Source organism: Paenibacillus sp. URB8-2 (assembly GCF_013393385.1).
Lineage (GTDB): Bacteria > Bacillota > Bacilli > Paenibacillales > Paenibacillaceae > Paenibacillus_AQ.
The window spans coordinates 3,569,464-3,595,487 of record NZ_AP023239.1; the positions used below are offsets into that span (position 1 = coordinate 3,569,464).

Below are 26,024 nucleotides of genomic sequence, written 5' to 3' on the forward strand. Positions count from 1 at the left end.
CCCATTGTGTGAGGACCGAAGCCGAAAAGCCGCCATCGGGCGGCGAAAAAAATTCCGACGGTCCGGGAAGCGGCTTAGTTTGATGAAAATGGGCTATTATTTATGAACCGCCCGCTTATTTCTTCGCGGAGTATTTCCGCATGTCGAAGGCAACCGCGGCCACAATGATGAGGCCCTTGATGATGAGCTGCCAGTAAGGGCTGACGCCGATAAAGGTAAGACCATAGTTGATCAGGGTGAAAATGACGACGCCGACCAGTACGCCCGGCACCGTGCCGATGCCGCCAGTGGTGGATACGCCGCCGACGACGCAGGCCGCGATGGCGTCAAGTTCGTACATGTTGCCGTAGTTGTTCGTCGCTCCGCCCGTTCTTGCGGCTTCCAGCACGCCTGCAAGACCGTACAGGGCTCCGGCGATGGCGTAGAGATAAATCAGGTTCTTGGAAACGTTGATGCCGGACACTTTGGCCGCCTGCATATTGCCGCCGATGGCGTACATGTTTTTACCGAGCTTCGTCTTGTTGAAGACGACCCAGACAATGAGCGCTACGACAATGGCGATAATGACGATATACGGGATGGAATACTGCCCCTTGCCGATGAAGCCGGAGCCTATATTGGTGAAGTCGGGGCGCAAGCCGCCGATCGGCTGGGATTGGTTTGGTTTCATATCAAAGTACAACGAGTTGATGCCGTATACCATAACCATCGTGCCAAGCGTCGCGATAAAAGGCGGAACATTGAGCTTGGAAACGATCAAGCCGTTGATCAGACCGCACAGCAGACCGGCCAGAATGGCGATGACAATCGGAATGATCAGCCACATTTGCGGCAGATCCGGAAAGAAACGGCGCGAATAATCCGGGATTTGCAGCATCGAGGCGGAGATAACCGCCGTCAGGCCCACAACCCGGCCTGCGGACAAGTCCGTGCCGGCCGTTATCAGAATAAAGGCGACGCCCAGCGCGATAATAACCCGTGTGGACGATTGAATCAGAATATCGCGGAGCGTATTGACCGACATGAAGCTCGGCTCGTAAATGGCGATACCAAGAATCAGGACAACGAGTACGAGATAGATGGCATTTTGAGTAATAAAGCTTTGTGCTTTTTTGGCGTTCATTAGATTTTCCTCCTCTAAAGATGGTCCTGAATCAATGCTGGGCGGCCAGGCGCATCACTTCGGTTTCCGTTGCGGCGGCGCCGTCCAGTATGCCTGTCAGCCTGCCCTCCGACATCACCATGACGCGGTCCGACATTCCAAGCAGCTCGGGCATTTCGGAGGAAATCATAATGATGCTCTTTCCCTGATTCGCCAGATCGGCAATTAGGGTATAAATTTCGAATTTGGCCCCGACGTCGATCCCGCGTGTCGGTTCGTCCAGCAGAAGAATTTCCGGCTCGGTGAGCAGCCATCTGGCCAGCAGCACTTTTTGCTGATTGCCCCCCGACAGATTCATAATCTGCGTTCTCGTGGTCGGAGTCTTCGTACGGAGCTTTTCGATCATCTTGTCCACTTCCGCTTTTTTCTTCTTTCCGTCCAGCAGCAGGTACGGCTTCTGATAGCGGTCCAAATTGGCGATGGCGCCGTTCTCATGCACGGACAGCACCGGAAAAATGCCTGTAACGCGCCGTTCCTCCGTAAGCAGGGCGAGACCGTATTTTTTCGCATCCTGCGGAGATTGGATCTTGACCGGTCTGCCTCCGATGGAGATGGTTCCAGACTTCAGCGCCCGCAGGCCGAACAGCGCTTCGATTACCTCGGTCCGCTGCGCTCCCACCAGGCCGCCGACGCCAAGAATTTCCCCTCGTCTCAATTCGAAGGAGACCTCCTTGAACGACCTCGGGTCGGTGGAAGTAAGTCCTTCGGCCTTCAGAAACACCTCGCCCGGCACATTGTAGCGTTCGGGGAAACGATTGGTCAGATCGCGCCCGACCATTCTGGATATAATCAGATCGGTCGTCATTTCCGCCGCAGGCCAGGTGCCGATTTTTTTGCCGTCACGCATGATCGTAACGTCGTCGGAGATTTCCAGAATCTCTTCCATTTTGTGGGATATATAAATTATGGCAACGCCTCTTTGTCTGAGATCCCGGATAATCCGGAACAAATGCTGCACTTCCACGCTCGTCAGGGAAGACGTCGGTTCGTCCATGACAATAACGCGGGAGTTGAAAGAGACGGCTTTCGCGATTTCGATGGATTGGATTTTCGATACGGACAGCTTGCCTACCAAGGTTTCCGGGTGCAGATCGATGTCCAGATCCTTGAACAGTTTCTCTGTATCCGCATACATTTTTTTGTGGTCAATGAATTGGAGCGGTCCGATCCCCTTGGTCGGGAAACGCCCCAGCCAAATATTTTCCATAACGCTGCGGTGCGGCACCGGGTGCAGCTCCTGGTGAATCATCGAAATACCGTTGTTCAGCGCATCGTTCGAATTGTGGATGACCGTCTTCTCACCGTTCAGATAAATCTCGCCGCCATCCGGCGAATAAATGCCGAACAGGCATTTCATCAGTGTGGATTTGCCAGCCCCGTTCTCGCCCATCAAGGCATGAACGCTGCCAGGTCTGACCTTCAAGGTAACCCCATCCAGAGCCTTGACGCCCGGAAATTCCTTGGTGATATTGTTCATCTCCAGCAAAAATTCGCTTTGAGCCATGGTCTTACGCCCCCTACGCTTTTTTTCTTTTCCATGAGAGGCACAGTGGTTCCATCCTGTTTCCTACCCGAAAGGAATACCAGAGAGCGGAGGCCCGCTCCCCAAAATGTAATCGTTGATGCTAGGTCAGCAAAAGCCTTATTTAACTTCGGATGCGTTGTCTTTCGTAATCTTTTTGTAAGAGATCCATACATACTGGTTGTCGGAAATGTCGAAGCCTACATTGTCCTTGCTTGGTGTTTCGCCACCTGCCAGCAGAGAGGCCAGGGTGATCGCGGCCTTGCCTTGGCTCTTCGCATCGTTAAGCACGGTTCCGAGCATCGTTCCTTCTTCGAGCGCCTGCACGGCAGGAGCGGTAGCATCAACGCCTACGACCGGCATGAATTTATCGCCCGAGAAGTAGCCGGCGGCTTTCAGAGCTTCGATCGCGCCGAGCGCCATATCGTCGTTGTTGGCCAGTACGGCTTCGATCTTGTCGCCATGCGAGCCGAGGAATGCGGCCATTTTCTCCTGGCCTTTTACACGGTCCCACATTGCGGTATCTTCCGCCAGCTTCTCAACCTTGATGCCGGCGTCTTCAATCGCCTGAATCGAATACTTCGTGCGCAGCTCGGCGTCTTGATGTCCCGGTTCGCCTTTGAGCATCACATACTGCAGCACGCCGTCTTTGTTCTTGTCGGCTTCGGGGTGAGCCTTCCAGTAGTCAACGACAAGCTGGCCTTCCAGCGTGCCGGACTCCTCGGCTTTGGCGCCAACATAGTAGACCTTATCCCACTTCTTCATATCTTCCGGAAGCGGCTCGCGGTTCAGGAACACGACAGGAGTATTGGCCGCTTTCGCTTTATCGATAATGACGCCCGCCGCCGTCCGGTCGACCGGGTTGATTAGCATGCCGTTGTATTTCTTCGTAATGAACAAATCCACCTTATCGTTCTGTGTTGGCTGGGAGTTCTGGCTGTCCACGATGTCGACCTCGGCGATGCCTTTGGCCGATTCCTCGATCGCGTTGCGGACGCCCGTCATAAAGGTATCGTCGAATTTATAAATCGCTACGCCGACTTTAGGCGTTTTGCCCGAGCCGCCGCTATTTGCTGAAGAGCCGGAATTCGTTGCCGCCGCGCTGCCGGAGTTTCCATTGTTATTGCCACCGCAGCCAGCCAGAGCAGCACCGAGTAATGCGCTTGCGAGTAATACGGAAGTAATTTTTTTCATAGAAATTTGACCTCCTGGTTTATTGTCTTTTTACTCTTTGCCCTGTAGCATCCGGGCACCTTTTTATTATGCAGTAAATGTAAGCGGTTGCGAATATAAAATCCTCCTCAGTTTTAGCAAAATTCTCATATCGAAATTTCAAAGCTTGTCCTCCTCACGCAGACAAAAAGCAGCTATTTCAGCAGATGTTGTACGGGTGGAGGGGACTTTCACGTAAAAAAGGTTTGGGCAGACTATTACGTCCGCCCAAACCTTTTTCTTCCCAATGCCCGCTGCCCTGTCCTGCACGGCTGCGGCGGCCTACAAGTTATTCCGCCTGCTCGCGGTCCAGAAACGCCCGGTTCTTTCGTTTGTTCTCGAACGCAATCAGCTTGCCCATCGCGTCCTCGACCGTCCCCCTGCTGGAATACACCGTGATTCCGATCTGCTTCAGCCTCTGCTGCGCTCCTGGTCCGATCTGAAGCACAAGCACCTTGCTACAGTCCTTCAGCATATCGACCGTCCGGCTGAGTTCATCCGTGTGATGCTCTCCCTCCGCCCGTGTGGTTACGTTGTCGCGGACTTCCAGCAGCGTCCATTTCCCTTCATCGTCGACTTCATAGATATAAAACCGCTCGCTTCTTCCAAAATGCTGATCGACAAGCTCCCCGTCGCTGCTTCCTACCGCCAGTTTGTAAGACATTCTGTATTCTCCCTCCTAAATCGCCGCTTGAAAGCCTTCCACCTGAAACTCCGCACGGCATACAGCCGCCTTTACGCGGCACTGCGTAGCGAAATTCTAGCATGAAAGCTGCAAATCTATCAATGAAAATAGATGCACCGGGAGGATAGTCGGAAGAGATAGTAAGAAAAAATGCAGCAATATAACGGAATTAACGGCTCATTGTCAGCTTACCAGCGCATTGGCGGCCAAGCTCTCGCGACCGTAACGGTCGGCTGTGAGAATCGCTTCCTTCAGAAGCGGGACGCTCACTTCAAACGCCAACTGCTTCTGAGCGTCGGGTTCAATGACCACACCCTCGGCCACCTTTGCCGCCAGGACGGAAATGTCGCCGCTAATGCCCAGTTGCTCCAGAGTGACAGGAAGCGAAAGCTCGTTCAAAAAAGAAAGCAGCTCTTTAATTTCCGGCAAAGACTTGCCCGCCAGTACAAACTGGACGATTAAGCCGAAGATGACCTTTTCTCCATGAAGGCTGCCGTGGGCAGCGGGCAGGAAAGTCAGGCTGTTATGAATCGAATGGGCCAACGCCACCCGTGGATTTCCTTGCGTAATGCTGCCTGCAAGTTCGGCCAGCGCAATGACGGCATCCACTGTCTCGGTGAACGCTTGCGTAATGGCGCCGCTGCCCGCCTCCCGAGAGGCCTCCACCGCCTGCTCATGAAGGAGATCGAGCGCTAGCCAGGATACGCTTAAACCTATGCTCAACGACAGATCGGGCCGGCCGGCGGCATTAGGCTCCGCTTCATGCCATTTGACGATCGTATCGGCGATGCCTGCCTTCAGATAACGGGCGGGGGCGGAAGCTAGAACAACCGTATCCGCCAGAACAAGCAGCGGGGATTCTTTAAGCGGACGGGGAGCCACATATCTTCCTTCTTCATCGTAAATAATCGTCAGTGCGGACCAGGCTGCGCAGGTTGCGGCTACCGTCGGAACGCTGATGACCGGAACACCGCCGTCCTCCGCGGCCGCCTTCGCCAAATCCAGCACCCGTCCGCCGCCGATGCCAATAACGCAATCGGCACCGGTCTCGCGTACGAGACGGGCGTAGCGGGCGATTGCTGCGGCGGTACATTCACCCTCAAACGTATGCACGTGATAATGTACGCCCGCGTCGTCAAGGCTTGGGAGCAAGTGCTTGCCTGTCAGTGCAAGCGCCGTATTTCCGCCGATAATGAGAGCGTTTTGGCCAATTTCGGCGATCAGCGGACCTGCCGAATCGAGAATGTTCTTCTCGCGAATATAGGTCTTCGGGGCTTTCAACGTTATCATAAAACCGCTCCTCCTCTGATTTTGCCAACAAAAAAGCCAGCCGTCCGGGTTTCCCCTTGGATGAATATCGGCTTGGCTTCCTGTTGATCCGTCAACTAATTTGGCTGTCTCTGAAATAACGGTAATAACGGCCGCATTCGGCCAGCAGCTCCTGGATTCCGCCTTTGCGCGTGATCGCCATAATATCGGCCTGCCGGAGTTTCTCCTGCGGATACTCGCCGATTCCCGAGCACAGCAGAATGCGGCAGTCGCGAAGAAGATGTATAGTGTCTTCAAGAATAGCTCCTTTGTCCGCCCCTTCGCCGCAGTCGGCCGTGCCGTTGCAGTACGCCTGGATTTTGCGGATGCCCAGCAGCTTGCTCTCCCGGCCATGAACTTCATAGATCAGAAATTCTTTGGCATGGCCGAAATGCATGTTTACCTTACCGCTTCCACGTGAAGCCACAGCGATTCGTATGCCCGTCGCCGCATCTCCGTTATTTGCAAAGCGTCGCCGGTGCCTGCTTTCCAATTCGGCATCCAGCTCTGTGAGCAGCTGCTCCCTCTCCTTGAAGGAATAGACCGGCAGCGGATCGCTATTTCCGGTATCGTACAGGTCCTGTCCCCTGTCTTCACCCAGCAATCCAACCGCATCGGCCCGGCACTGGCGGCAATGCCTCATAACCGGTATAATCGCCGCCGACTCCTCCTGCACCTTGACGGTCAGCTCCGGATCGGGCGCCTGTCCGCCTTCCCGCTCATAGCGGCTCCCCGGTGAAATGATAAGCGGCATAATGTTATGCGAGAATGCCCCCAGATCCCGGACCGTGCGCGACACTTCGGCAAGATGGCCGTCGTTCACCCCTGGAATTAACACGGAATTCACCTTGACCCGAATGCCTCTGGCGGCAATCTCGCGGATTCCGGCAAGCTGTCTTTCAATCAGGATGGCGGCGGCTTCCTGCTCCCGATAAGCTTTCCCTTTGTAAAAGATGGCCTGGTAAACCTGGCTTCCGATCGCGGGATCGATTGTGTTCATCGTAACCGTAACATGGTTGATCCGGTAACGCTCGATCTCGTCCGCGTAATCGGCCAGCATCAGGCCGTTTGTGCTTAGGCACAACTGCAAATCCGGCATTCCTTCGGCCAGCAAGGAGAACGTCTCAAACGTCTCTTGCGGATTGGCCAGCGGATCACCCGGTCCGGCGATGCCCACAACCGTCAATCGGGGGAGAACCTCGACAGTGCGCTGAACCTTCCGGTAAGCCTCCTCCGCCGTAAGCACGCGGCTGACGACGCCGGGTCTGCTCTCGCTCACACAGTCGTATTTAATATTGCAGTATTTGCAGCTGATATTGCATTTAGGAGCAACGGCGACATGCATTCTGGCAAAATATTCATGCGCCAATTCATCGTAACAAGGATGCCTGGTGCTTTGCTGCAAAAAACTCACCGCCTTTCATCTCTTTTGTCATGGCAACTGAAAAAGGCCAAGCTCCGTCAACGATGTGACAGGGCTTAGCCTCCAGTTTACCAGTGAGCTCAACCGTAATGACAAGTAATTTTATCGGAATTGTTTATATATTGATGATAATACTTGTTATTCCCGTTTGTCAACAAAATTTTCCAGATATGTTTCGGGAAAAGATTACCGTACGAACGGAAACAGCAGCTTCTGATTTTCCGGCCACAGCATATTATCAAGATCAATCAGCTTGGTCCCTGTATCAACCCGCTCAGGCACTTTGATGCCCTGGAGGATTTCAACGGCATTCTTGACCGCCAGATAACCGTTGCTGAACGGGTTCTGGATAACGGTCGCCTGCACGATGCCTTCCTGAATCTGCTCCATCATGGTTGGGGAGCTGTCGAAAGCGACCATCTTGATACTGCGGAGACCGCGCTCCCGAAGCACGGCCGCTGCTCCCTGCGACGCCGTCTCGTTCAATGCCGCGATGCCGCGCAGGTTCGGGTGCTTGATCAGCATCAGCCGTGTAAGCTCCTCGGCTTCCGATGTAACGGAGGGCGTATAGGAAATATCCACCACATGCACGGACGGATAACGGGCGACGTAATTCAGAAATCCCTTCTCACGCTCGTCCGCGTCCCGCGCGCCGTAATCAATCTCGCTCTCCGATCCGCTCTCTTGCTTTTCCGGAGTGTTCGTAAAATTCAAAATACCGATTTCACCGGAGCCGTTCAGCAATTGAACAAGCCGTTCAGCGGATTTCTGCCCCGCTTCATAGCCGTTGGAGCCGATGTAGGTCGTCACTCTGGCCGAGCCGACCTCGGCGTCGACCGAAATGACCGGAATCCGGTAGTAGGCCGCCTTGTCGACAACCTGGGCCAGGCCCATATAGCTGCTAGCCGCGAGGATAATCACGTCCGCCTTCTCCTTGATGGAATCTTCGACCATGGCGATCTGCTCCTTCACATCGCTCTCCGTACCTGGAGCCTTAAAGGTCAGCTTCACGTTGAATTCCTTGGCGGCGGCCTCCGCCCCCATCTTTACCGTGTTCCAGTAATCGCCCCTGTTCATTTTAACGATCATGTGAATGTTGCGGGTCTTGTCTGTGGCGATGTGCGGCGGGGACGATCCCAGGCAGGAGGACAGCGATGCCGCCATAAGTATCCAGAGTAACAGAGTCAGCCATACCCGTATCCTTTTCATAGAGATTTCGCTCCCTCCGTCGCCGTTTCGCCGTCGCCATCCGCATCCCGAGCCGGAAAAGTAACCGTAACCGTGGTGCCCGCTTCAAGCTCACTCTCGAAGGATAAGCCGTACTCCCGCCCATAGTACAAGCGGATTCGCTCATGCACATTGCTTACGCCGACGCCGGACCCGCTCCCGCTTTTTACGCCGCCCTTTAAAATGCCCTTCAGCGTTTCCCCGGACATTCCGAGACCGTTGTCGCTGACTTTAATCACGACCAGACCGTTCCGCAGCTCCGCCGCGATTTCGATCAATCCTTCGTCGGGCATCATTTCGATGCCGTGATACAGCGCATTCTCGACAATCGGCTGGAGAATCAGCTTGACCGTGAGACAGTTCAGCACTTCCGGCTGCGCCTTGATCTCGTAGCGGAATTTATTTTTGAACCGGAAGCTTTGGATGACAAGATAATGGCGGATATGATCGAGCTCCTCCCGGAGCGTAATAATATTCTTGCCCTTGCTGAGACTGATGCGAAAAAACTTGGAGAGCGACTGGATCATCGTCACAACCTCCTCATTCTTGCTGCGCTCGGCCAGCCGGATGACGGAATTAAGCGTATTGTACAAAAAATGCGGATTGATCTGGGATTGCAGCACTTCCAGCTCGCCCTTGCGCTTCGTTTCCTGCTCGTAAATAATCTGGTCCATCAATTTGCGGATGCGCTGGAGCATCAGATTGAACCGTTTGGACAGCTGCTCTACCTCGTACGCCCCTCGGACATTGATCGAGGTATTCAAATCCCCCTCCACGACCTGCTGAACGGTACGCTCCAGCTTGGAGATCGGGCGGGCAATTCTGGCGGACAGCAGCACGGATACAACGATGACGCACAGGATGGACAGGGGGAGGAACAGCAACATGAATTGATTGAGATCCCGTTTGGTCGTCACAATCTCGTCGTAATAGGCGACGCCGACGATTTTCCAGCCGGTCTGATTCAGCGTGCGCACGGTGATGAACCGCTTCTCTCCCATGGATTCGTCCAGATAGCTGCGGTAGGCGTACTCCAGCACAGGCTCTACATTTTCATATTTCAGCCCGGCGTAAATAAGCTGCTGCTGCGGATGGTACACGATATTGCCAAGCGAATCCAGAATATAGGCATACCCCCTTTTTCCCAGCTTGACCTGCTTGCTCAACTCGTCGATGGTGCGAAAATTGAAGTCGACAAGCAAAATCCCTCTCTTTCTTGTTCCATGTTCCGTGTAGGAGATCATTTTGCTCATGGACACAACCCAAGTGTAACGCTGCTTGAATAAATTCTGGACATGCGGCTGGGAAAAAGAAATGACTCCCGTCTTCCCCGGGGCGATGAACCAGCTTTGTTCTACCATTCGGGTGTTGCGCCTCATCGGCGCGGACGGAACGTCCAGCACAAGGCTGCCACCCGGCGTAAAGACGGCAAAGGATACCAGATCCTCCCGCGATTCGAGCAAAGTGGACAGGCTCTCATGCAGCATCGGGGAATCAATGGACGCATTCTGCTCAATTTGTTTCTCCGCTTTCTCGTATATATTGCGCATGCCGTTCACATACAGCCCCAGGTTGTAATTGACTTGCTCAATAATTTGCTGCATATTCAGGCTCGCATTCTCCTCCGCGGTCTTCGCGAACTTGTTATACAGCGTAAAGCTGACGATAACCGTTACAAGCACGGCGATCGAAGTCAGGGTTAGCGTCAGAATCACTTGAATGCTTAGCAGCCGGGAGGTGAATTTGCCCCTGCGTGTGCCGCGCCGCTGCGGACGAAGCGGAAAGAGATGGGCCCGCTCTTTGGGCATGAATTACCCTCCTCTGGCGCCGTTCTTGTATTCTTTGGGCGACTGGCCGTACTTCTTCCGGAAGCAGAAGCTGAAATAGTTCGGATCGGCAAAGCCGATTTTGTCCGCGATTTCAAAAGCCTTAAGCTCCGACGTGCGCAGCAGCTCCTTCGCCGCTTCAAGCCGGATTTGCAGCAAATAGTTCACGAACGTCATTTTGGTTTCTTTTTTGAAAATACTGCTGAAATACCCGGTGCTGATATGCAAATGCTCGCACACCTTGCCGATCGAAATATCGGATTCGTGATAATGGCTCTTGATAAAATTCTTCGCCTGCTCGACCAACTGCTTGTAGCTGGATTGCCGCTCCAGGGCGATATGGTTCATCAGCCGGGTGCAGACACCGATAATCCACTGCTTCGCATCCTCCATGTTATTGAATTTATTCATATCCGTAAGGGAGGTAATGCCCGAGCCGAACAGCTCGTTCGTCTCGCTTCCGGACTCTTTGGCCATCCGCAAAATGGAAGTGATGATCTCCAGCAGAAAAATGCGGTATTCGTTCGCGGTCACCTGACTTCCGTCCAGCGTTCCGAACAATTCATTGATGATGTCCGTCAGCTCCTGTACGGTCCCCAGCTTCACGGTGCGGATAAGCGACTGCTCGGTCAATTCGTCATAGACGGGCAAGCGGCTGGTACGCGACTCGACGTCTTCAATCCAGATCACCCGGTTGTTGCCGAGAATGAGCCGGTAATCCAGCGCCTGAAGCGCGTCCGCGAACGAGTGGAACAGCATCTCCGGCGTCCGGCATACCGTTCCCGCGCCGATGGTGACGGTCAGCTTCAAAAAGCGCTGCACGTTCTGGCGGATTTCCTCCAGCACCTCAAGGGTTCTGCCGGTCATCTCGCTTTCATCCTTTCCCGCGAGGGAAGACAGCATGACAAGATCATCGCGGTGGATGAACACTCTGCCGAAGCCGTGCTTCATGCAGATTTCTTCGGCAATGTTGAGTACGGCGAACAGCTGCAGATTGCGGTCACCGGTATCACGCAGGGAGACCGGATGCTCCGCTCCCGCTACTGCCTGTCCGCGAATATAATCCAGACTGATCACGGAGGGCTGAAACCAGTCTCCGGAGAGAGAGATGCCGTACTCCATGCTCTTCGCCGCAATCTCATCCGGCCGGAGTCTGCGGGACACGAGCGAGGAAAGAAACTGCTCACGCAGTACGAGGCCACTGAAAAACTTACGTATTTTTCTTTGACGGCTTATGTCTCAAACAAAAAGACATCCATTTCCCACCTTTTAGGAACGGATGTCTTCTTTTTTAGGTCAAGTACGGCTCCATCATTCGGTAATTCTTAGTCTGTTAACTTTAAGATTCGTTTTAAATTCACAGCGAAAATTGTCATCGCCCCTTGCATTTCCATGCCAAGCAGACCCGAGGATGTCGCGACATCATACCCGTGTCCATGTTTGAGTTCACTGTTCTTCGCTTCAATTTTGTAGCGTTCCTTGGATTTTTCCTTGAAATACTCTGAATCTTGGAACGTCATTTGCTCGGTGTGCTCATCGGATTTAATACTTACCGAATAGCTTTTGCTTTTAGCGCCTTCTTTGTAGCACCCTTCCTTGAACGGACAATGCTTGCATAGTTTCACATCAAAATAATAGGTGTCTGTTTGATTTTTGCCGACCCCTTTTTTACCCTGCCGAGCCTTTCGAATGGCCATATGTCCAGCTGGACATACGTACATGCCTGCATCTTTGTTGAATAAAAATTCGTCTTCTTTCTTACGCGCACCTTGCGTGACGAGGGGATTTAGTTTGGCCACAAGTTCAATTTCATTTGTTTTCGTGTACGCAATATTATCTTTTTCGGAATATGCAGTATCCCCAATCACCGTTTTGACCTGCATGCCAGCTGCCTTGCTTTTTTCGATAAGGGTCTGCAATTGCTTGCCGTCATTCTTTTCACCGGTTGTAATGACAGCCGCCGTAATAAGGCGTTCCTCAGTCATCGCTAGATGAGTTTTGTATCCAAAAAATGCGGAATCTGCGCTCTTGTGGCCAACGCGCGCATCCGGATCCGCCGCCAGGCGAAGTTGCTCGACGTCATCCGCAACCGTTTCTTTCAGCAGGTTAAGCGGCTCCAGAATTTTTGGCACTTGTGCAATGCCACTCTCATTTTCGATGAAGTTGACGAGTTTTTGGCAGTACGCAATTTCATCTTCGAGTTCGCTCGTTGTATTCTTTGCCGGCATTTTGACCTTGACTGACTCATCCATGGTGTACACGGCTTTTCGCAATTTCCGTGCACGGTCTTGTAGAATTTCTTGAGGCGTTTTCTGGTTGTAACGTGCTTTCGTATGCGTGGCGTCGACGATGATGGAATTGCTCTTTAGGATATTTTGCTCGATGGCAAGTTCTACGGTCTTGCCGATGAGCATGTCCAAAAGGTTGATATCTTTCAAACGTAGTTTACGGAACTTCGTTAAGGAACTCGGATCGATGACCGGGTCTTCCGGCGCCATGCCGAGGAAGTACTTGAACGACAGGTCGTACTTTGAACGCTCCACGATGTCGACGTCAGAGAGTTCAAAAATGGCTTTCAGCAGTAAATATTTAAACATGCGCACCGGATCAATGGCGTTGCGTCCATTATCCAAGCAATACTTTGTTTCCAGTTCTTCGTATATGAAAGTGAAATCCACCAATTCATTGATTTGACGGAGTATATTGTCCTTCGGGACAACGATGTCATACAATGCCGCATAAGGACTCAAAACTAAGGTTTGTTGTTGCCGAATCATCCACTCACACCCGCTTTTTTGTTAGATGACTTCAGTATAAAACAAAAAAGGTACAGCCTCTTCAATTTTCTTGAAGATCTGTACCTTTTCCTATGAGACGGACTTTTTCAGTGGCCTCCGCAGTACGGGGAGGCTTTTGCGGTAATGCTCGCTGAGCACATGAATGTTCTCCTTTTCGGCGATTTCCGCTTCAATCGTTCCCTTGACCTTCAGCAGCACATCGATCAGCTCCTGGGAAGAGAACGGCTTCAAAATATATTCGTCAATTTGCAGCTTGATGGCGCGCTGCGCATACTCGAATTCATCGTAGCCCGTCAAAATAATTATTTTCGTGCCAGGGTGACGGCTGCGGATATATTCCGCCAGCTGCAGTCCGTTCATAAACGGCATTTGAATATCCGTGACGACGACGTCGGGCAGCACCCGGTCGATGAGTTCCGCCGCTTCTTTGCCGTTCTCCGCATGGTCGATTACCTCAAAGCCGTAGCGTTCCCAGTCGATCTGTCCGATGATCCCCTCTCTGACATCCTCTTCATCTTCAGCCAAAATCAATTTGTACAAAACCCTGATCCTCCTCGTAACCCTCACAGTATGCGCTTTCATTTTTTATTGTAAGGCTGACGGGTTTATAATTCAAACAAGAAGAAACGAAAAAATGCACCCCATCTGCAGACCCGTGTTTCAATCCTCCGCCGGGTGTTTAAATAATAATATTGTGTCTTGTCCGGCGTTCACTATTTCTGACTTTTAGCCCTTGCTGTCTCTCAAAAAAAAAGCCACCCCTGCGAAAAGGCGGGATGGGGATGGATGCCAAGTAACGTATACGTTATTACAAAACGATTTATAACAGCGATTTGCTAAAGCGATAACCGTTCTGGTCGAATCCAAGATGACGGTAGAAAGCGTGCGCCGGGGCGCGTTCCACCCGGTTGCCGCTGCACAGGTAAATTTGCTTGCAGTTCAGGCTGCGCGCCCATTCTTCCCCAGCTGCCATCAGCCGTCTTCCCAAACCGCTTCCTCTGAGTTGTTCCTCTACGATAATTGCGGTAATCTCGGCGACGGAATCCTGGTTCTTGCAGTAAGAGAGAACCTGACGGAGTTCAATCATTCCGACGGTCTGACCATCCACTTCTGCGACAAGCGTGCAGCAAGCCGGATCGTTCTGCACAGCTTCCAGTCTCTCTTTCATTACGTTAAGGGTTGTCGGATAGCCGAATCCTCTCAGCAGTGCCGTAATTGTCTCCAGATCGTTCATACCGATGTTGCGAATCTGCAGTACTGGTGCCTGAGTACTACTGTTCATCCTCGTATACCTCCACTTTTAGCAGGGACGCCGCTTCATTGGCAGTCGCCCGCGCTTTCTCCACATTATCGGCCGCACAGAGCGCGACCGCCATCCGCCGTCCCGGGCGGACTTCCGGTTTGCCGAATACACGGACCTGCGTACGGGGAAGCCGCAGCGCTTCATTCAGTCCGGTAATGGCATAAGCCTGTCCGGCAGCATCTTTCCCGGCTTTAAGCGTCGCCGACGCTCCCGGTGACAGCAATTCCACCGGTCCAAGCGGGAAACCGAGAATCGCTCTGACATGCAGAGCAAACTCCGACAAATCCTGAGTAACCATCGTCACCATTCCGGTGTCATGCGGTCTCGGGCTTACTTCACTGAAAAGAACGCCCTCACGCGTCAGGAACAGCTCAACGCCAAAGATACCGTAGCCGCCCAGCTCGTCCGTCACGTTACGCGCAATTTCCTGCGCTTGGGCCAGCTGTTCTTCCGTCATTTCATGCGGCTGCCACGACTCCACATAGTCCCCATCCTTCTGGATATGCCCAATCGGCGGGCAGAACACCGTACCGGAGGAGGAGCGGACGGTCAGCAGCGTAATCTCGCTCTCGAAGACGACGAAAGACTCCACAATGACCCGCGTTCCTTTCGCTCTGGCTCCCTCAAGGGCCGTGTTCCAGCAGTTCTCGGCATCCTCGGGTTTCCGGCAGACACTCTGTCCTTTCCCGGAAGAGCTCATAATCGGCTTGATCACGCACGGCGTTCCCAGTTCCCCCACCGCCTGCCGCAGCTCTTCAAGACTGTCCGCGAACCGGTACTCCGCCGTAGGATACCCGAGCTTCTCCGCGGCGAGACGGCGGATGCCTTCCCGGTCCATGGTCAGCCTGGTCGCGCGCGCGGTCGGAACGACGCAAAATCCTTCTTCTTCCAACTCCAAAAGAGCGTCCGTGGCAATGGCTTCAATCTCCGGAACGATAACATCGGGCTTCTCGGAACGGATAAGCTCCTTAAGCGCCTCTCCATCCAGCATATCAAGCACAAAGGAACGGTGGGCAACCCCCATCGCGGGAGCGCCGTCGTAACGGTCTACGGCTACCGTCTCCACGCCCAATCGCTGGGCTTCAATGATCACTTCCTTGCCCAATTCTCCGCTGCCCAGCAGCAGCAGCTTGCGGCTGTAAGCAGAATAGGGAGATCCCCACATGTCGGTATTCAACCTCTTTCGGCAAAATCCGCTCCTTCCTGCAATTCCCATGCAAAAAGCAGCAGTTTCTCTGCAAATTTTCAGGCTACTTTATTTTCTTCCAAGACGCGGCAGATTGCAAGTGTTCTTCGACAATTTCCTTCAATCTTCACACTTCCATATTCATCCTGTCGCCAAAAGCGGTTTCCAGCTCCCGCAGTCCGTGAACGAGAAAGTTCCAGCGTTCCGCCGAATCACCTCCTTTCAGCATCGCGGACATGGCCAGATCCTGCTCTTCCAGCGTTTCCCTCAGCGCCACGACCGCCCTTGCCAGCGCCTGCACCGCAAGCGATTCGTAGTGATCGAGCAGCAGCGTCTCCAGCCTGGATGCGGCCTCTGCTAGGGCTTCCTTCAGCAGCGGCTCGGTCGCGTTCCTTAAAGCGTCCCGGCCGCCGCCTTCAAAGAAATGCTTCGGTGATTTGAACAGTCCCCACAGTTTTCCCCAGTCGGCCGGAGGCAGATCGCCTTCCAGACCTTTCGGAGCCGGCCAAGCCTCATCCTCTTCCGATGCGGTGGACGGAGGGTCCGCCGGCAGACCGAGCTCCAAGGCGGCGGCTGCCGAAGCCTCACGGACCAGCCTGCGGCCGGCTGCCGTAAGGCGGAGAGTCGTCGCCCACAGCTCGGCCTCCAGTTCCCGGCCCGCGGTCCGCCACAGCTCCCGGCCGCAGGCGGCGAAAATCTCTTTCAGCCCACCGGCGCCTTCCCGCAGCAGCGACGGGTGGAAAGATTCCTGATACATCCGGCCAAACGCGAATCCGATCCGCTGCCGTACATGGAACAGCAGCTCCCCGCCTTCGCGGCGCAGGTCTCGCAGGGGACGCTCCTCGGCTGTCAGCCGCATAAGCCGTTCGTCCGCCCTGAGGCGGCGTTCTTCCATACGGCGGCTCTCGTCCTCCCGTTCCGACTCCGCTTTTAGCGCTATGTCCCGCCATTCCTCCGCGCGGCTGCAGACCGATGTCAGACTGTCCAAGGCCGCCTTCAGCGACAGCGCGGGCAGCTCTTCACCGGCGAACCGCCAAAGGGCGGTCTCAAAGGCGCCGAACCGCGACGCTTCATACGACGAGCCGCCCGCCTTCCCTTCCAGCGCTTGCATGCTGGAGAGTGCATAAATGCGCGGGTTGCCAAGCCCCGCAGACCGGAGGTTCAAGGCGACATGCTCCTTGACTTCCGCCAGTTCCTCCTCATCCGCCGCAAGATCGGACGCGTTGACGATAAAAAACATTTTGTCCAGCGGGAAGCTCTCCCTGATCCGGCCAAGCTGCGCAAGCAGCTGGCGGTCGGTCTTGGAGAAAGCATGATTGTAATAAGTGACAAAACAAATCGCGTCAGCTTCCTTCATATAGCCGAAGGTGACGCCGGTATGCCGGGCGTGCAGCGAATCCGCCCCCGGCGTATCGACCAGCACGATGCCGCTTGCCGTCAGCGGGCAGGCATAGTAAAGGTCGATTCCCCGCACGAAGCAGGCCCGGCTCTCTTCGGCGACCAGACTGCGATACTCATCAAGTTCTACCGTCCGCATCGTTCCCAGGAGCGGCTCCGCCTCCTTCCAGCCCCTTGCCGCCGCCTTCAAGAATCCGGCGTGCGGCAGAGCCGAAGGGTGCAGGCCCTGTGCTGGCAGCTCAGTAACCGCATCGGTCCATGCTCGGGGTTCCGGTTCTTCCATCTGAAGCACTCCAAAGGAATGGCGGATATCGTCCCATATTTCATCCCGGTTCTTCATGGTCACCGCCGCCGTTCCATGCCGGAACGGTCCCTCCGGCGCCAAGATCCGGTTCACCGCGGCCGTGGCGGGATGGGGAGACACGGGCAGCACCACTTCGCCAAGCAAGGCATTGGCGAAGGAGGATTTGCCGGCGCTGAATGCTCCCAACAGCGCCAGCGTGAACCGGCCGCCGGCGAGGTCCGCCGCCCGCGCCGCCAGAGCGCGCGACGCCGAAGCCATCGCCGGCTCGCCCCGCAGCAGCGAAGCCGCGCTGCCCAGCAGCTGCGCGGCTTCGCCCAGCCGGCGGCGTCCCTCCGCCGGCGCGGGTCCGGCCGCGGCGCCCTGCGCGGCCGCTGTGCCTTCCGCCACGCGGCGCGGCGGAAGGAAGCTCCTGCGGGGCGGCCCCGGCAAGGGGCGCCCGCGGGAAGCGCTCACCTCCGGCAGCAGGCCGGGGGTGAGCGTACGGAGCGGCGGCAGCAGCGCCGCGAGTTCGGCCGCGCGGGCTTCGTACGCGCGGGAGAGCGCCGCCAGCGCGGCGGCGGCACGCGCCTGCCGGGCGCGGGCGTCCCTGCGGCGCGCAAGCTCCGCGCGGCGCGCTTCGAGGAGCGGCGGCAGCTTCGCCAGCAGGCCGTCGGCCGTGCCGAGGGCGGCGCGGCGGTAGCCGCTCCGGATGTCCGCCGCCAGGCCGCGGCAGAGCTGGAGCAGCGCCTCGCCCGTGGCGGGCGCTCCCGGCTTCACCGCTTCCGCCAGCCACTGCGCGCCCGTCTGCGGAAAGCCGCTTTTCAGCGCCAGCTCATCCGCCTCGGTCCACAGCTCCAGCTCTTCGCCCCATGCGCGCACAAGCGACAGCACATGGCCTTCAAGCTGCGCCGATACCTGACGCTCCAGAGCATCGCCGAGCAGCGTAAGCCGGCTCGCCCGCTCTCTATCCCGCTTGGCCGCCGTGGTCAGCAGCCCCGTCCGGAAGCCGGACCTCAGGCTGTCGGCGTAGCGGCTTACCGCATCCCGGATATCGGCGGGCATCAGGTTGGCGTTGCCGAGTAGAGCGTCCAAGCTGCCGCGAAGTTGAAGCCGCGCCCGTTCAGGCAGCGTTTCCAACTCCTTCTCCTCTGCTTCAAGTTCGGCCAGCTCCCGTTCCAGGCTGACGGAATCTTCGCCGCCGAGTTCTTCCAGCAGCGCTTCCCTTTCCTCCCGCTGCCCTTCGCGGAACGAGGACAGATAAGCCTCGGCCGTATGCTCAATCGAGCGGGACAGGCTGTATTCCAGAAGCGTTTCCCGCCGTTCCAACAGCTCAGTAATCAGGCGGGGAAGGCTTTCCCAATGGCTTAACGGGTGTTCTTTTTCCTTCAGTGAAGTAAACAACATACCGGCAAATTTCACGCCCCAATTCCGAAAAGCATTTTCTGCCTGCTTCCGGTAGCCCTCAATGGATAATTCCCTTTCCCGGTGCTTGTCGATCTGATTAATAACCAGGTATAGCGGCTTGCCCCAATCGCTCAAATTTTTGGCGAAAGTAAGGTTATTCTCGGACTGCACATGATTGTAATCCATGATATAGAATACGATGTCCGCCAGATGCAGCGCCGACCGGGTCGCGCTCTGATGTCCCTCGTCCGTGGAGTCCACTCCCGGGGTATCCATCAGCACGCCATGCGGTTCAAGAAGCGGCACCTTGTCCCAGACTTCGATTGCGGTGTAGTCTCCTCCAAGACGGCAGTAATCCCGAAGCTGCTCCGACGAAACTTCCTTAGGTTCTCTTATACGGCTACGTGACGTCTCCCGATAGATCAACGCCCGCGGACGGCCGCAACGGATAGAGACAATATTGGCGCTTGTCGGAACCGGTCCCGAAGGAAGGATATCTCTGCCGCATAAAGCGTTGATCATACTTGATTTTCCTGCCGAAAAATGACCGCAGAAGGCGATAGTCAATTCCCTCTTCCGCTCTTTTTCCAGCAAATCCGCGAAAATATGCGCGCTCTCTATGTCTCCCTGCCGCTCCATCCATTCGGTGAGCTTTTGCAGATACCCGGCTGCATCCGTATTTCCACCGCTATGTACGCTCTCACGTTCCGCACCCACGTATATCCACCTCTGCAGCCATGGTATAGTCCAAAACTAGAATAATTCCATTTTATCACCAGATTGGCACAAATCAAAGGCTTTGTACCTTATTGGCAATGCGGACAATGTGAAAAAATTGAGGAACCCTTCGGAGCAGATGTGTGGAGATATTTGGACATAAAAAAACGGAGCCCCCAATATGGGAACTCCGTCTCTTCTTAGCTTAGGCGCTTTCGAGCACCGGCAGCAGAATTTCAAATACTTTGCCATGCTGAAGGATCGTCAGCCCGCGGGATTTGTCTTTCATAACCACAACCTCAGGCTTTTGCGCCATGCGCTCCAGGTAATGCTCGGGTACGTCGCCGGAATGGCTGATCGTAATGCCCTCCACTTCCTGTTCTTCGTTCTCTTCCATCGAACTGTCTACTACACGGTCGAAAATATCCGAGAACAGCTCAAAATTGTCAGTGTATACGGAAATGCATTTCATTCCTATCCCATCCTCTTCTTCTCTCTGACTTTAGCCGCCACGCTTCGCTATTTATTATCTTGTCTGACTCGCGACGTTTTCATACGTTTCTTGCCTTCCCGGCACATATCCAGAAGCGGGCAAACCTGACATTTCGGATTCTGCGCTTTGCAGTGATATCTTCCGAAAAAAATCAGCCGGTGATGGGTCAGCGTCCATTCATCCTTTGGGACTGCCTTCATCAGCTTCTTCTCGATCTCAAGCACGGAATCCTTCCAGCCCGCGAGCCCCAAACGCTTGGATACCCGCTCCACATGAGTGTCCACGGCAATCGCCGGTACGCCGAAGGCGTTGGAAACGACCACATTGGCCGTCTTGCGGCCGACTCCCGGGAGTGTCACCAGCTGATCGTGAGCCTCCGGCACCTGTCCTCCGTACTGTTCGATCAGGATAGCGCACAAATTCTGAATATGTTTCGCCTTATTGCGGTACAACCCGATTCGGCGTATATCCTGCTCCAGCTCTTCCAGCGGAACGGATACGTAATCCAGCGGAGTTCTATACTTCTGGAACAAGTCCGCAGTGACCTTGTTCACCGTTGCATCCGTGCACTGAGCTGACAGCAGCACCGCGATCGTCAGTTCGAATGCATTACTGTGATTCAGCTCGCAGTCTGCATCCGGAAACATTTCGCCAATCGTATCCAAAATGTGACGGACGTCAGAAATCTTCATGTTTCTACCTCACATGTCGGTATATCGGTCAGCAAGCTAAAATGGCTGCACCGGCTATCCAAGGAAAGTCCAATAAAGTAAGTATTATAGCAGGGTGGTCACATACATTACAAGATTGTATCGCCTCATTCTCAAAAAAAACGCCCTGACGCAGGAAGCCATGCGTCAAGACGGTATCTCTTGCAGAAAGCCGCCATTCCTTACTGCTTCACAATTTCAACTACGATATTGTTATTGAAATATAGTGTAATTTTATCATTTTCTTTGAGAGATTGCACGGACAAAGTCGTGTCGCCTTGGTGAATGTATACGTTTGGCGATAAGGTAAACCGGTAATTTTCGTCATCTACCGTATCCCGCTTAACGACAATACGGCCTGCGGCGGCATCGTAGCTTGAAAAGCTGCGGCTTTGTACGGGCAGAACGCTCACGATTGTCGTCGTTCCGTCGGCATCCTTGCGAACCTCCACTCTTTCGGATAACGAGAGAGATCCGAGAGTGCCAGAAGCCGCGCTGTCGCGGACAATTTTGACGTTGCCTCCAGCTCCGAACGTTTGGACGGCGCCCGAATAATCTTTGACGCTCAGCGATCCGGCTGCGGCATCTATCGCCGTAACCTGGCCTGACGTAAGCTTGACGGATTGAATCGACAGAGGTGAGTTTCCAAGCGCGGGGACATTCACATAATCTCCGGCTTTAAGATCACTAAGCTTGATCGTCTGCCCCGCCTCGTCGGTCAGCGGAAGCGAGAGCGTATAAATATCAATATTCCCTCCGGATGTCTTGACGCCCAATTTGTTGTTCGCCGCATCGACATACGCCAGTTGAAGCTGCTGGGATGTCTTCACCTTGAGCGAAGTCAGCACATCCTGGCTTGTCGACAGGAAGGCAGTCACGACACTGCCAGCGGATACGTCGGTAATAGAAAGCCCGGTCCGTCCGAACATCTCGACCATCGGCGGATAAGGCAGGTTCAAGGAGCGGCCGTCTGCCGTTTTCAGCACAAACATTTTGGTCGCGGTGTTGACCGAGGTTAGCGTACCTTCGTATTTGCTTACAATTTCCAAAGAGAGCATACGCTGTCCGAGGGCGCTGACATTGACCTTCCGGTTCTCTGTCAGCATCGAAGCGATGCTGCTCAGCGTCGGCAAATTGCCATTCGCATTAATAAACTTCGTATTCGCGTCAAGCTGATAGACATGCGCTTGATTGCCGCTGTCCGTGACCGTCAGCAGATTCGTCTTGAAGTTAAAGCTGACGACCGACGTTCCAAACAGCTGCTCCAGCCGGCGGTTAACAACGGTGATCTTGGTAACCTGATCGCTGCCGTTTAACGTCAGTTCCACAGTGTCGCCGTAAGTGGCATCGGCAATGAGGTTCGCCGCGGCCGGTTTGGCATAGCCCTGAATGACAATGGCAGTGCTCGCCGCCAGCAGTTGAACGCCGCGTGTGCCATCCGCTTTCTTATAAACGACGGAGGAGTCGGTCAACTCGGTCAGCATTCCCTGCACCGTCCGTTCAACCGACTGCGTCACCTCGACGGAAGCGATTAAACTGTTCTTGATCGTGTAATTCACCGCGGTGCCCGCCTTCAGTTCAGAGGGCTGCAGAATGGCTTTCTGGTAACTGAACAGGGCGCTGTCCGTCCATTTGAACGTCTCCTCCGTTCCGGAAGCGTTCGTGAAGGTTATCGTCTTGGCGGTAAGGTCGATGCTTTTGAGCGTTCCAGATGCCGTTTTATTGACGACTCCGGAGGTGACCTGAACTTTAAGAACTTTGTTCTGTCCGGTAAATGTCTCGCGTGTGATCGACACGATGCTGTCCTCCGAAATCGAGGAAGCCGTAATCGCGCTGCCTCCCGCGTCCACAAAGGAAGTAGCGTTGTCGAAAGCATATTCCGGATAGCCGTCGGCATTTTTCAGCCAAAACTTATTGGCGCTCGGAGAAAGTCTCGCGAACGTGCCTTGAATCGTCTCCACCTGCGGTTTCGCATCGGTCAGCTCTACATAGGAAGCCGCTCCGTTCTTTCCGATGACCGTCACCTTGGTATAGGGCTGGATATCGTTCAGCGAGATCGCCGTATCGGCGGCGCTGGTAAAATAAGCCGTGCCGGAGCTCAATGAATATACTGCGGAAGCCGCACCGCTGTATACCGTCATTTTACCATCCTTCAATTCGGTCACGATGCCGCTTGCCGTGTTGTCGTACACGGCCGCCGATTGGGCTTCCGCCCGGCTGAAAAAGGTGGCGAGCTGCGCACGCGTAACCTCTCCTTGCGGATTGAAAATATTCCCTTTCAGTCCGTTCGTCAATCCGAGATCAATAGCCGTGTTGATATATCCGCGTTTGTCCGAGGAAATTTTGGCGTCATCCGCGAAACCTGAGGGTTCATTTGCGACTGACAGCGCATCAGACGTCTTGCCGAGGGCGCGAATCAACAATTCGGCAATCCACTCGCGCGTAGCCTTGCGTGTCCCCCAGGACGTCTTCAGATTGTCCGCCGTCATTTCCGTCGCCTTGTCCAGGACATTCTGCTGGAAGGCCAGCACGACATAGGGTTTGTAATAATTGGACACATCAAAGCCGGTCGGCAGCGCCGTGGCTACACTGTTGGCCGACGCCTTGTTTTCCAGCTTCATGAATCGCAAAGCCATCAGCACAGCTTCCTGTTGGGTAACGGGGTCGCCTGGACGGAACTTTCCGTTGTTGCCCACAATGATTCCCTGAGCGGCCAGTTTGTAGATATGCTTCTCGGCCCAAAAGCCGCTGCTTACATCGGAGAAAGCCCCCGTTTTGGAAACCGTCATTGATGCGGTCGCCGAAGCGCCCGCGGCCGAAGCGCCGTCTGCGAATACCGCTCCAGCCCCGCCGAAAACCATTGCCCCGGCGAGCAGGAAGGATATCGTCTTCTTCGTGTATTCCCTGCTGTTATTATTGTGTTTATTATTTCCCGACAATTTGGAATGTTCCCCTCTCTGCATCTAGATAAAGGTCGCTTTCATTAGCAAAATTCGACATAACGCCGCACTATTCCTGCGTCAGTTTACTGGCTGTTGTCTCTGGTCATTGGATGCAGCAGATCCGCGTGCCCCATCAGGCTTTCGACCTGCTCTCCATCCACCAGCAGTTCAATGCTCTGTACCTCAGGGAACTGGAACAGCGTCTTGGTCAGCGCGCTGAGCGCAAATGCTTCGCCGCCGGCCCCAAGCTGGGCTTCCGCCGGTTTATGAATGTCCATCACGATTTGTCCGTTCTCGAACTTCAGGGACTTCAGCTCCATTTTCCCCCATAAGGAAATCAGATCCGCGTTATCGCTGTTTTGCAGCGCTTTGAAGGCTTCGGTATATTTTTCGGTATCGTTCTTGTAAGCGATGGTCGCCTTTGCCGGCTTCAAATCCATCATTTGAGGATCTGTGTAATAGACATCGATGCTCTTGCTCTGTTTCTCCTCCGACGTCGCATCGCCCGGTGACGGCTCGGCTGTGGAATCCGCAGTTCCCGCTGTCGGCTGAGCCGTAGGATCAGGAGCAGCGCTGGCCGCCGGCTGCGCCGAAGCCTCAGTGTCCCCCTCCGCTCCGCTGACTACTGCCGGAGAAGAGATGCCTCCCTCATTAGCCGGCGCTGCAGACGGCTTGCCGCCGCATCCTGCCAGCATAATCAGAAGGGCAGACGCGATGCCGATAAGCCCCATTTTTTTATTCAACATTTCAACGCCTCCCTGATAAATTCTTCACTTTTTCATATCGTGGGTAAATATATAAGAAGAGCAGACCTTCTCGCAAAGCATTCTCTATCCCTTACGGGCAGAAGCCTGTCTTTGCGGCGCCAGTCTGCCGCAGGTTTGTTAACTGATTCCCAGATACTCTTTGATTCCGCTCACGATCGAGGCGGCTACCCTGTCTTGCAAATCGTTCGTAAACAGGAGCGCTTCGTCTTTCTTGTTGCTGAGATAGCCGACCTCAAGCAGAACCGCCGGCATTTTCGTTTCACGGATCACATGAAAATTGCCGTACTGCACGCCCCGGTCGCTCAGACCTGTCGCCTGTACCAAATATTTGTGCATGACTTTGGCGAACGCTTTGCTCTCATCCCGCTTAAAGTACGTTTCCGTGCCGCTGGCAACCGAAGTGGAGCTGCTGTTGGCATGAACCGAGACGAACAAATCAGCGTTCAGGTTATTGGCAATGGCCACCCGGTCCTTAAGTTCGAGAAAGGTATCATCGCTGCGGGTCAGCACAATGTCGATGTTGGCCTCTTTTTTCAGCAGCGCCTGTGCTTTCAGGACTACCGCCAGATTAAAGTTCTTCTCATACTTTCCGGTTACTCCGATCGCGCCTGAATCCTTCGCGCCGTGTCCGGCGTCCAGCACGATCAATTTTTTGCCGTTGCTGCCTGGAGGAACCGTGGTGTCGTTCGTGGTGCCGGTGCTGCCGGCTGCTGCCAGCCCTCCAATGGCGTTCAAATCCACAATGGCCAGCTTTGACGAAGAATCCACCGACGTGCTGTAACCGAAATCTTTGGAATAATTAAGCTGGATGACAAACCGTACCGTATACGGATTGCTGCTAAACAGCGAATAGCGGATTTCCTTAACATCAGGGTATCCCGTTGCATCAAGCTTTCCCTGGAGGTTGGGGTCCAGGCTCTGACCCGAGCCGAAGGCGTCGGAGAAGGTGGCATTCGGAATATCGACCACAATCCGGTCCGGATTGTTCAGTACGGAAATCTTCGGTTCCGAGGATCCGTCCATCGCAATAATCATCTGATTCCCACTGAAACTTACGCCATTAACCATTGTTAGACTACTGGCGGAATCCGGTGGAGACGTCACTGTGCTTGTCCCTTCTCCGGATGAATTGCTTCCTGTGGATGACCCGCTACCCTGGGAAGACGCCGGTGTTGTAATCGTTACTGTCTTCTCCTTGTTATCCCATTCCACAAGCAAGCCGAATTGCTCCGAAATGAAGCGGATCGGCACCAGCGATGTGTCTGTCCTCAGAACGGGCGCCTCGGTAAGAATGACGGTATCGCCGTCAACCGACGCTGTTTTTTGGCCTACCGACAGCTTGATTACCTTTCCTTCCTGCTCAATTGTGACCGTCTTGGCGCTCTGGTTCCATTCCACTTTGTAGCCCAAGTTTTCGACAATCATCCGAAGAGGCACCATGATGGTTCCGTTCACGTTCTCGACCGGGACGCTTTGTCCTGCGGTCAGTTCCTTGCCGTCGAGGAAAATCTTGTTGTTTCCAGAAGCGGCATGTCCATTTTCCGGCATAATGAATACGAATAATAGCACCAGCAGCATAAAACTTAACTTCTTCATCCTTCACCTCTAAGAATCTAGTATTCCGCCCCGGAACGGCGTTCTTGGTGGTATCCTTCGAC

Annotated in this window: 18 protein-coding genes and 1 pseudogene; all 19 read right to left on the reverse strand. The window is 54.4% G+C overall.

Annotation, left to right across the window (positions count from 1 at the left end; genetic code table 11):
• Positions 1-115 precede the first annotated feature (115 nt).
• Positions 116-1,123 carry a galactose/methyl galactoside ABC transporter permease MglC gene (gene mglC / locus PUR_RS16425; RefSeq protein WP_124693662.1) on the reverse strand — a complete coding sequence of 336 codons (1,008 nt, stop codon included), beginning with the start codon at positions 1,121-1,123 and terminating at the stop codon, positions 116-118.
• A gap of 31 nt (positions 1,124-1,154) precedes the next feature.
• On the reverse strand, positions 1,155-2,666 hold the full coding sequence (locus PUR_RS16430) for a sugar ABC transporter ATP-binding protein (protein WP_179036174.1): 1,512 nt from the start codon (positions 2,664-2,666) through the stop codon (positions 1,155-1,157).
• Positions 2,667-2,804: 138 nt separating this feature from the next.
• Positions 2,805-3,878, reverse strand: coding sequence for a galactose ABC transporter substrate-binding protein (locus tag PUR_RS16435; protein ID WP_179036175.1), 1,074 nt, complete (start codon positions 3,876-3,878; stop codon positions 2,805-2,807).
• Between the two features lie 307 nt (positions 3,879-4,185).
• Positions 4,186-4,560 carry a NifB/NifX family molybdenum-iron cluster-binding protein gene (locus tag PUR_RS16440; protein WP_179036176.1) on the reverse strand — a complete coding sequence of 125 codons (375 nt, stop codon included), beginning with the start codon at positions 4,558-4,560 and terminating at the stop codon, positions 4,186-4,188.
• A 204-nt stretch (positions 4,561-4,764) separates the two neighbouring features.
• A complete protein-coding gene (locus PUR_RS16445) occupies positions 4,765-5,871 on the reverse strand; it encodes an iron-containing alcohol dehydrogenase family protein (protein WP_179036177.1) in 1,107 nt (368 codons plus the stop codon).
• A gap of 91 nt (positions 5,872-5,962) precedes the next feature.
• Positions 5,963-7,303, reverse strand: coding sequence for a nitrogenase cofactor biosynthesis protein NifB (gene nifB / locus PUR_RS16450; RefSeq protein ID WP_179036178.1), 1,341 nt, complete (start codon positions 7,301-7,303; stop codon positions 5,963-5,965).
• A 195-nt stretch (positions 7,304-7,498) separates the two neighbouring features.
• Positions 7,499-8,521 (reverse strand): substrate-binding domain-containing protein, encoded by a 1,023-nt coding sequence (locus tag PUR_RS16455; RefSeq protein ID WP_179036179.1) that lies wholly within the window; start codon positions 8,519-8,521, stop codon positions 7,499-7,501.
• Positions 8,518-10,347, reverse strand: a complete 1,830-nt coding sequence (locus tag PUR_RS16460) for a sensor histidine kinase (RefSeq protein WP_179036180.1) — start codon at positions 10,345-10,347, stop codon at positions 8,518-8,520. The genes PUR_RS16455 and PUR_RS16460 overlap by 4 nt, the downstream gene beginning before the upstream one ends.
• Before the next feature lie 3 nt (positions 10,348-10,350).
• Entirely contained in the window at positions 10,351-11,529 is a 1,179-nt protein-coding gene (locus PUR_RS16465) for a helix-turn-helix domain-containing protein (RefSeq protein WP_179036181.1), read from the reverse strand.
• Positions 11,530-11,690: 161 nt separating this feature from the next.
• Entirely contained in the window at positions 11,691-13,142 is a 1,452-nt protein-coding gene (locus tag PUR_RS16470) for an IS1182 family transposase (RefSeq protein WP_179033663.1), read from the reverse strand.
• A gap of 117 nt (positions 13,143-13,259) precedes the next feature.
• Positions 13,260-13,703, reverse strand: a pseudogene (locus PUR_RS16475) (response regulator); the annotation flags it as partial.
• A 280-nt stretch (positions 13,704-13,983) separates the two neighbouring features.
• Positions 13,984-14,445: a GNAT family N-acetyltransferase gene (locus tag PUR_RS16480; RefSeq protein WP_179036183.1), complete on the reverse strand. Its 462-nt coding sequence runs from the start codon at positions 14,443-14,445 to the stop codon at positions 13,984-13,986.
• The gene (purT, locus tag PUR_RS16485) at positions 14,435-15,631 is read right to left on the reverse strand and encodes a formate-dependent phosphoribosylglycinamide formyltransferase (RefSeq protein ID WP_179037956.1); all 1,197 of its coding nucleotides are present in this window, start codon (positions 15,629-15,631) and stop codon (positions 14,435-14,437) included. The genes PUR_RS16480 and purT overlap by 11 nt, the downstream gene beginning before the upstream one ends.
• A gap of 148 nt (positions 15,632-15,779) precedes the next feature.
• On the reverse strand, positions 15,780-19,454 hold the full coding sequence (locus tag PUR_RS16490; RefSeq protein WP_179036184.1) for a dynamin family protein: 3,675 nt from the start codon (positions 19,452-19,454) through the stop codon (positions 15,780-15,782).
• Positions 19,455-19,659: 205 nt separating this feature from the next.
• Positions 19,660-19,926 (reverse strand): hypothetical protein, encoded by a 267-nt coding sequence (locus tag PUR_RS16495; protein WP_025335516.1) that lies wholly within the window; start codon positions 19,924-19,926, stop codon positions 19,660-19,662.
• A 47-nt stretch (positions 19,927-19,973) separates the two neighbouring features.
• Positions 19,974-20,639, reverse strand: a complete 666-nt coding sequence (gene nth, locus PUR_RS16500) for an endonuclease III (RefSeq protein ID WP_179036185.1) — start codon at positions 20,637-20,639, stop codon at positions 19,974-19,976.
• Between the two features lie 200 nt (positions 20,640-20,839).
• Positions 20,840-23,596 carry an S-layer homology domain-containing protein gene (locus PUR_RS16505; RefSeq protein WP_179036186.1) on the reverse strand — a complete coding sequence of 919 codons (2,757 nt, stop codon included), beginning with the start codon at positions 23,594-23,596 and terminating at the stop codon, positions 20,840-20,842.
• 86 nt (positions 23,597-23,682) lie between these two features.
• Positions 23,683-24,345, reverse strand: coding sequence for a GerMN domain-containing protein (locus PUR_RS16510; RefSeq protein ID WP_332107907.1), 663 nt, complete (start codon positions 24,343-24,345; stop codon positions 23,683-23,685).
• A 138-nt stretch (positions 24,346-24,483) separates the two neighbouring features.
• Entirely contained in the window at positions 24,484-25,962 is a 1,479-nt protein-coding gene (locus tag PUR_RS16515; RefSeq protein WP_179036187.1) for an N-acetylmuramoyl-L-alanine amidase family protein, read from the reverse strand.
• Positions 25,963-26,024: the final 62 nt, after the last annotated feature.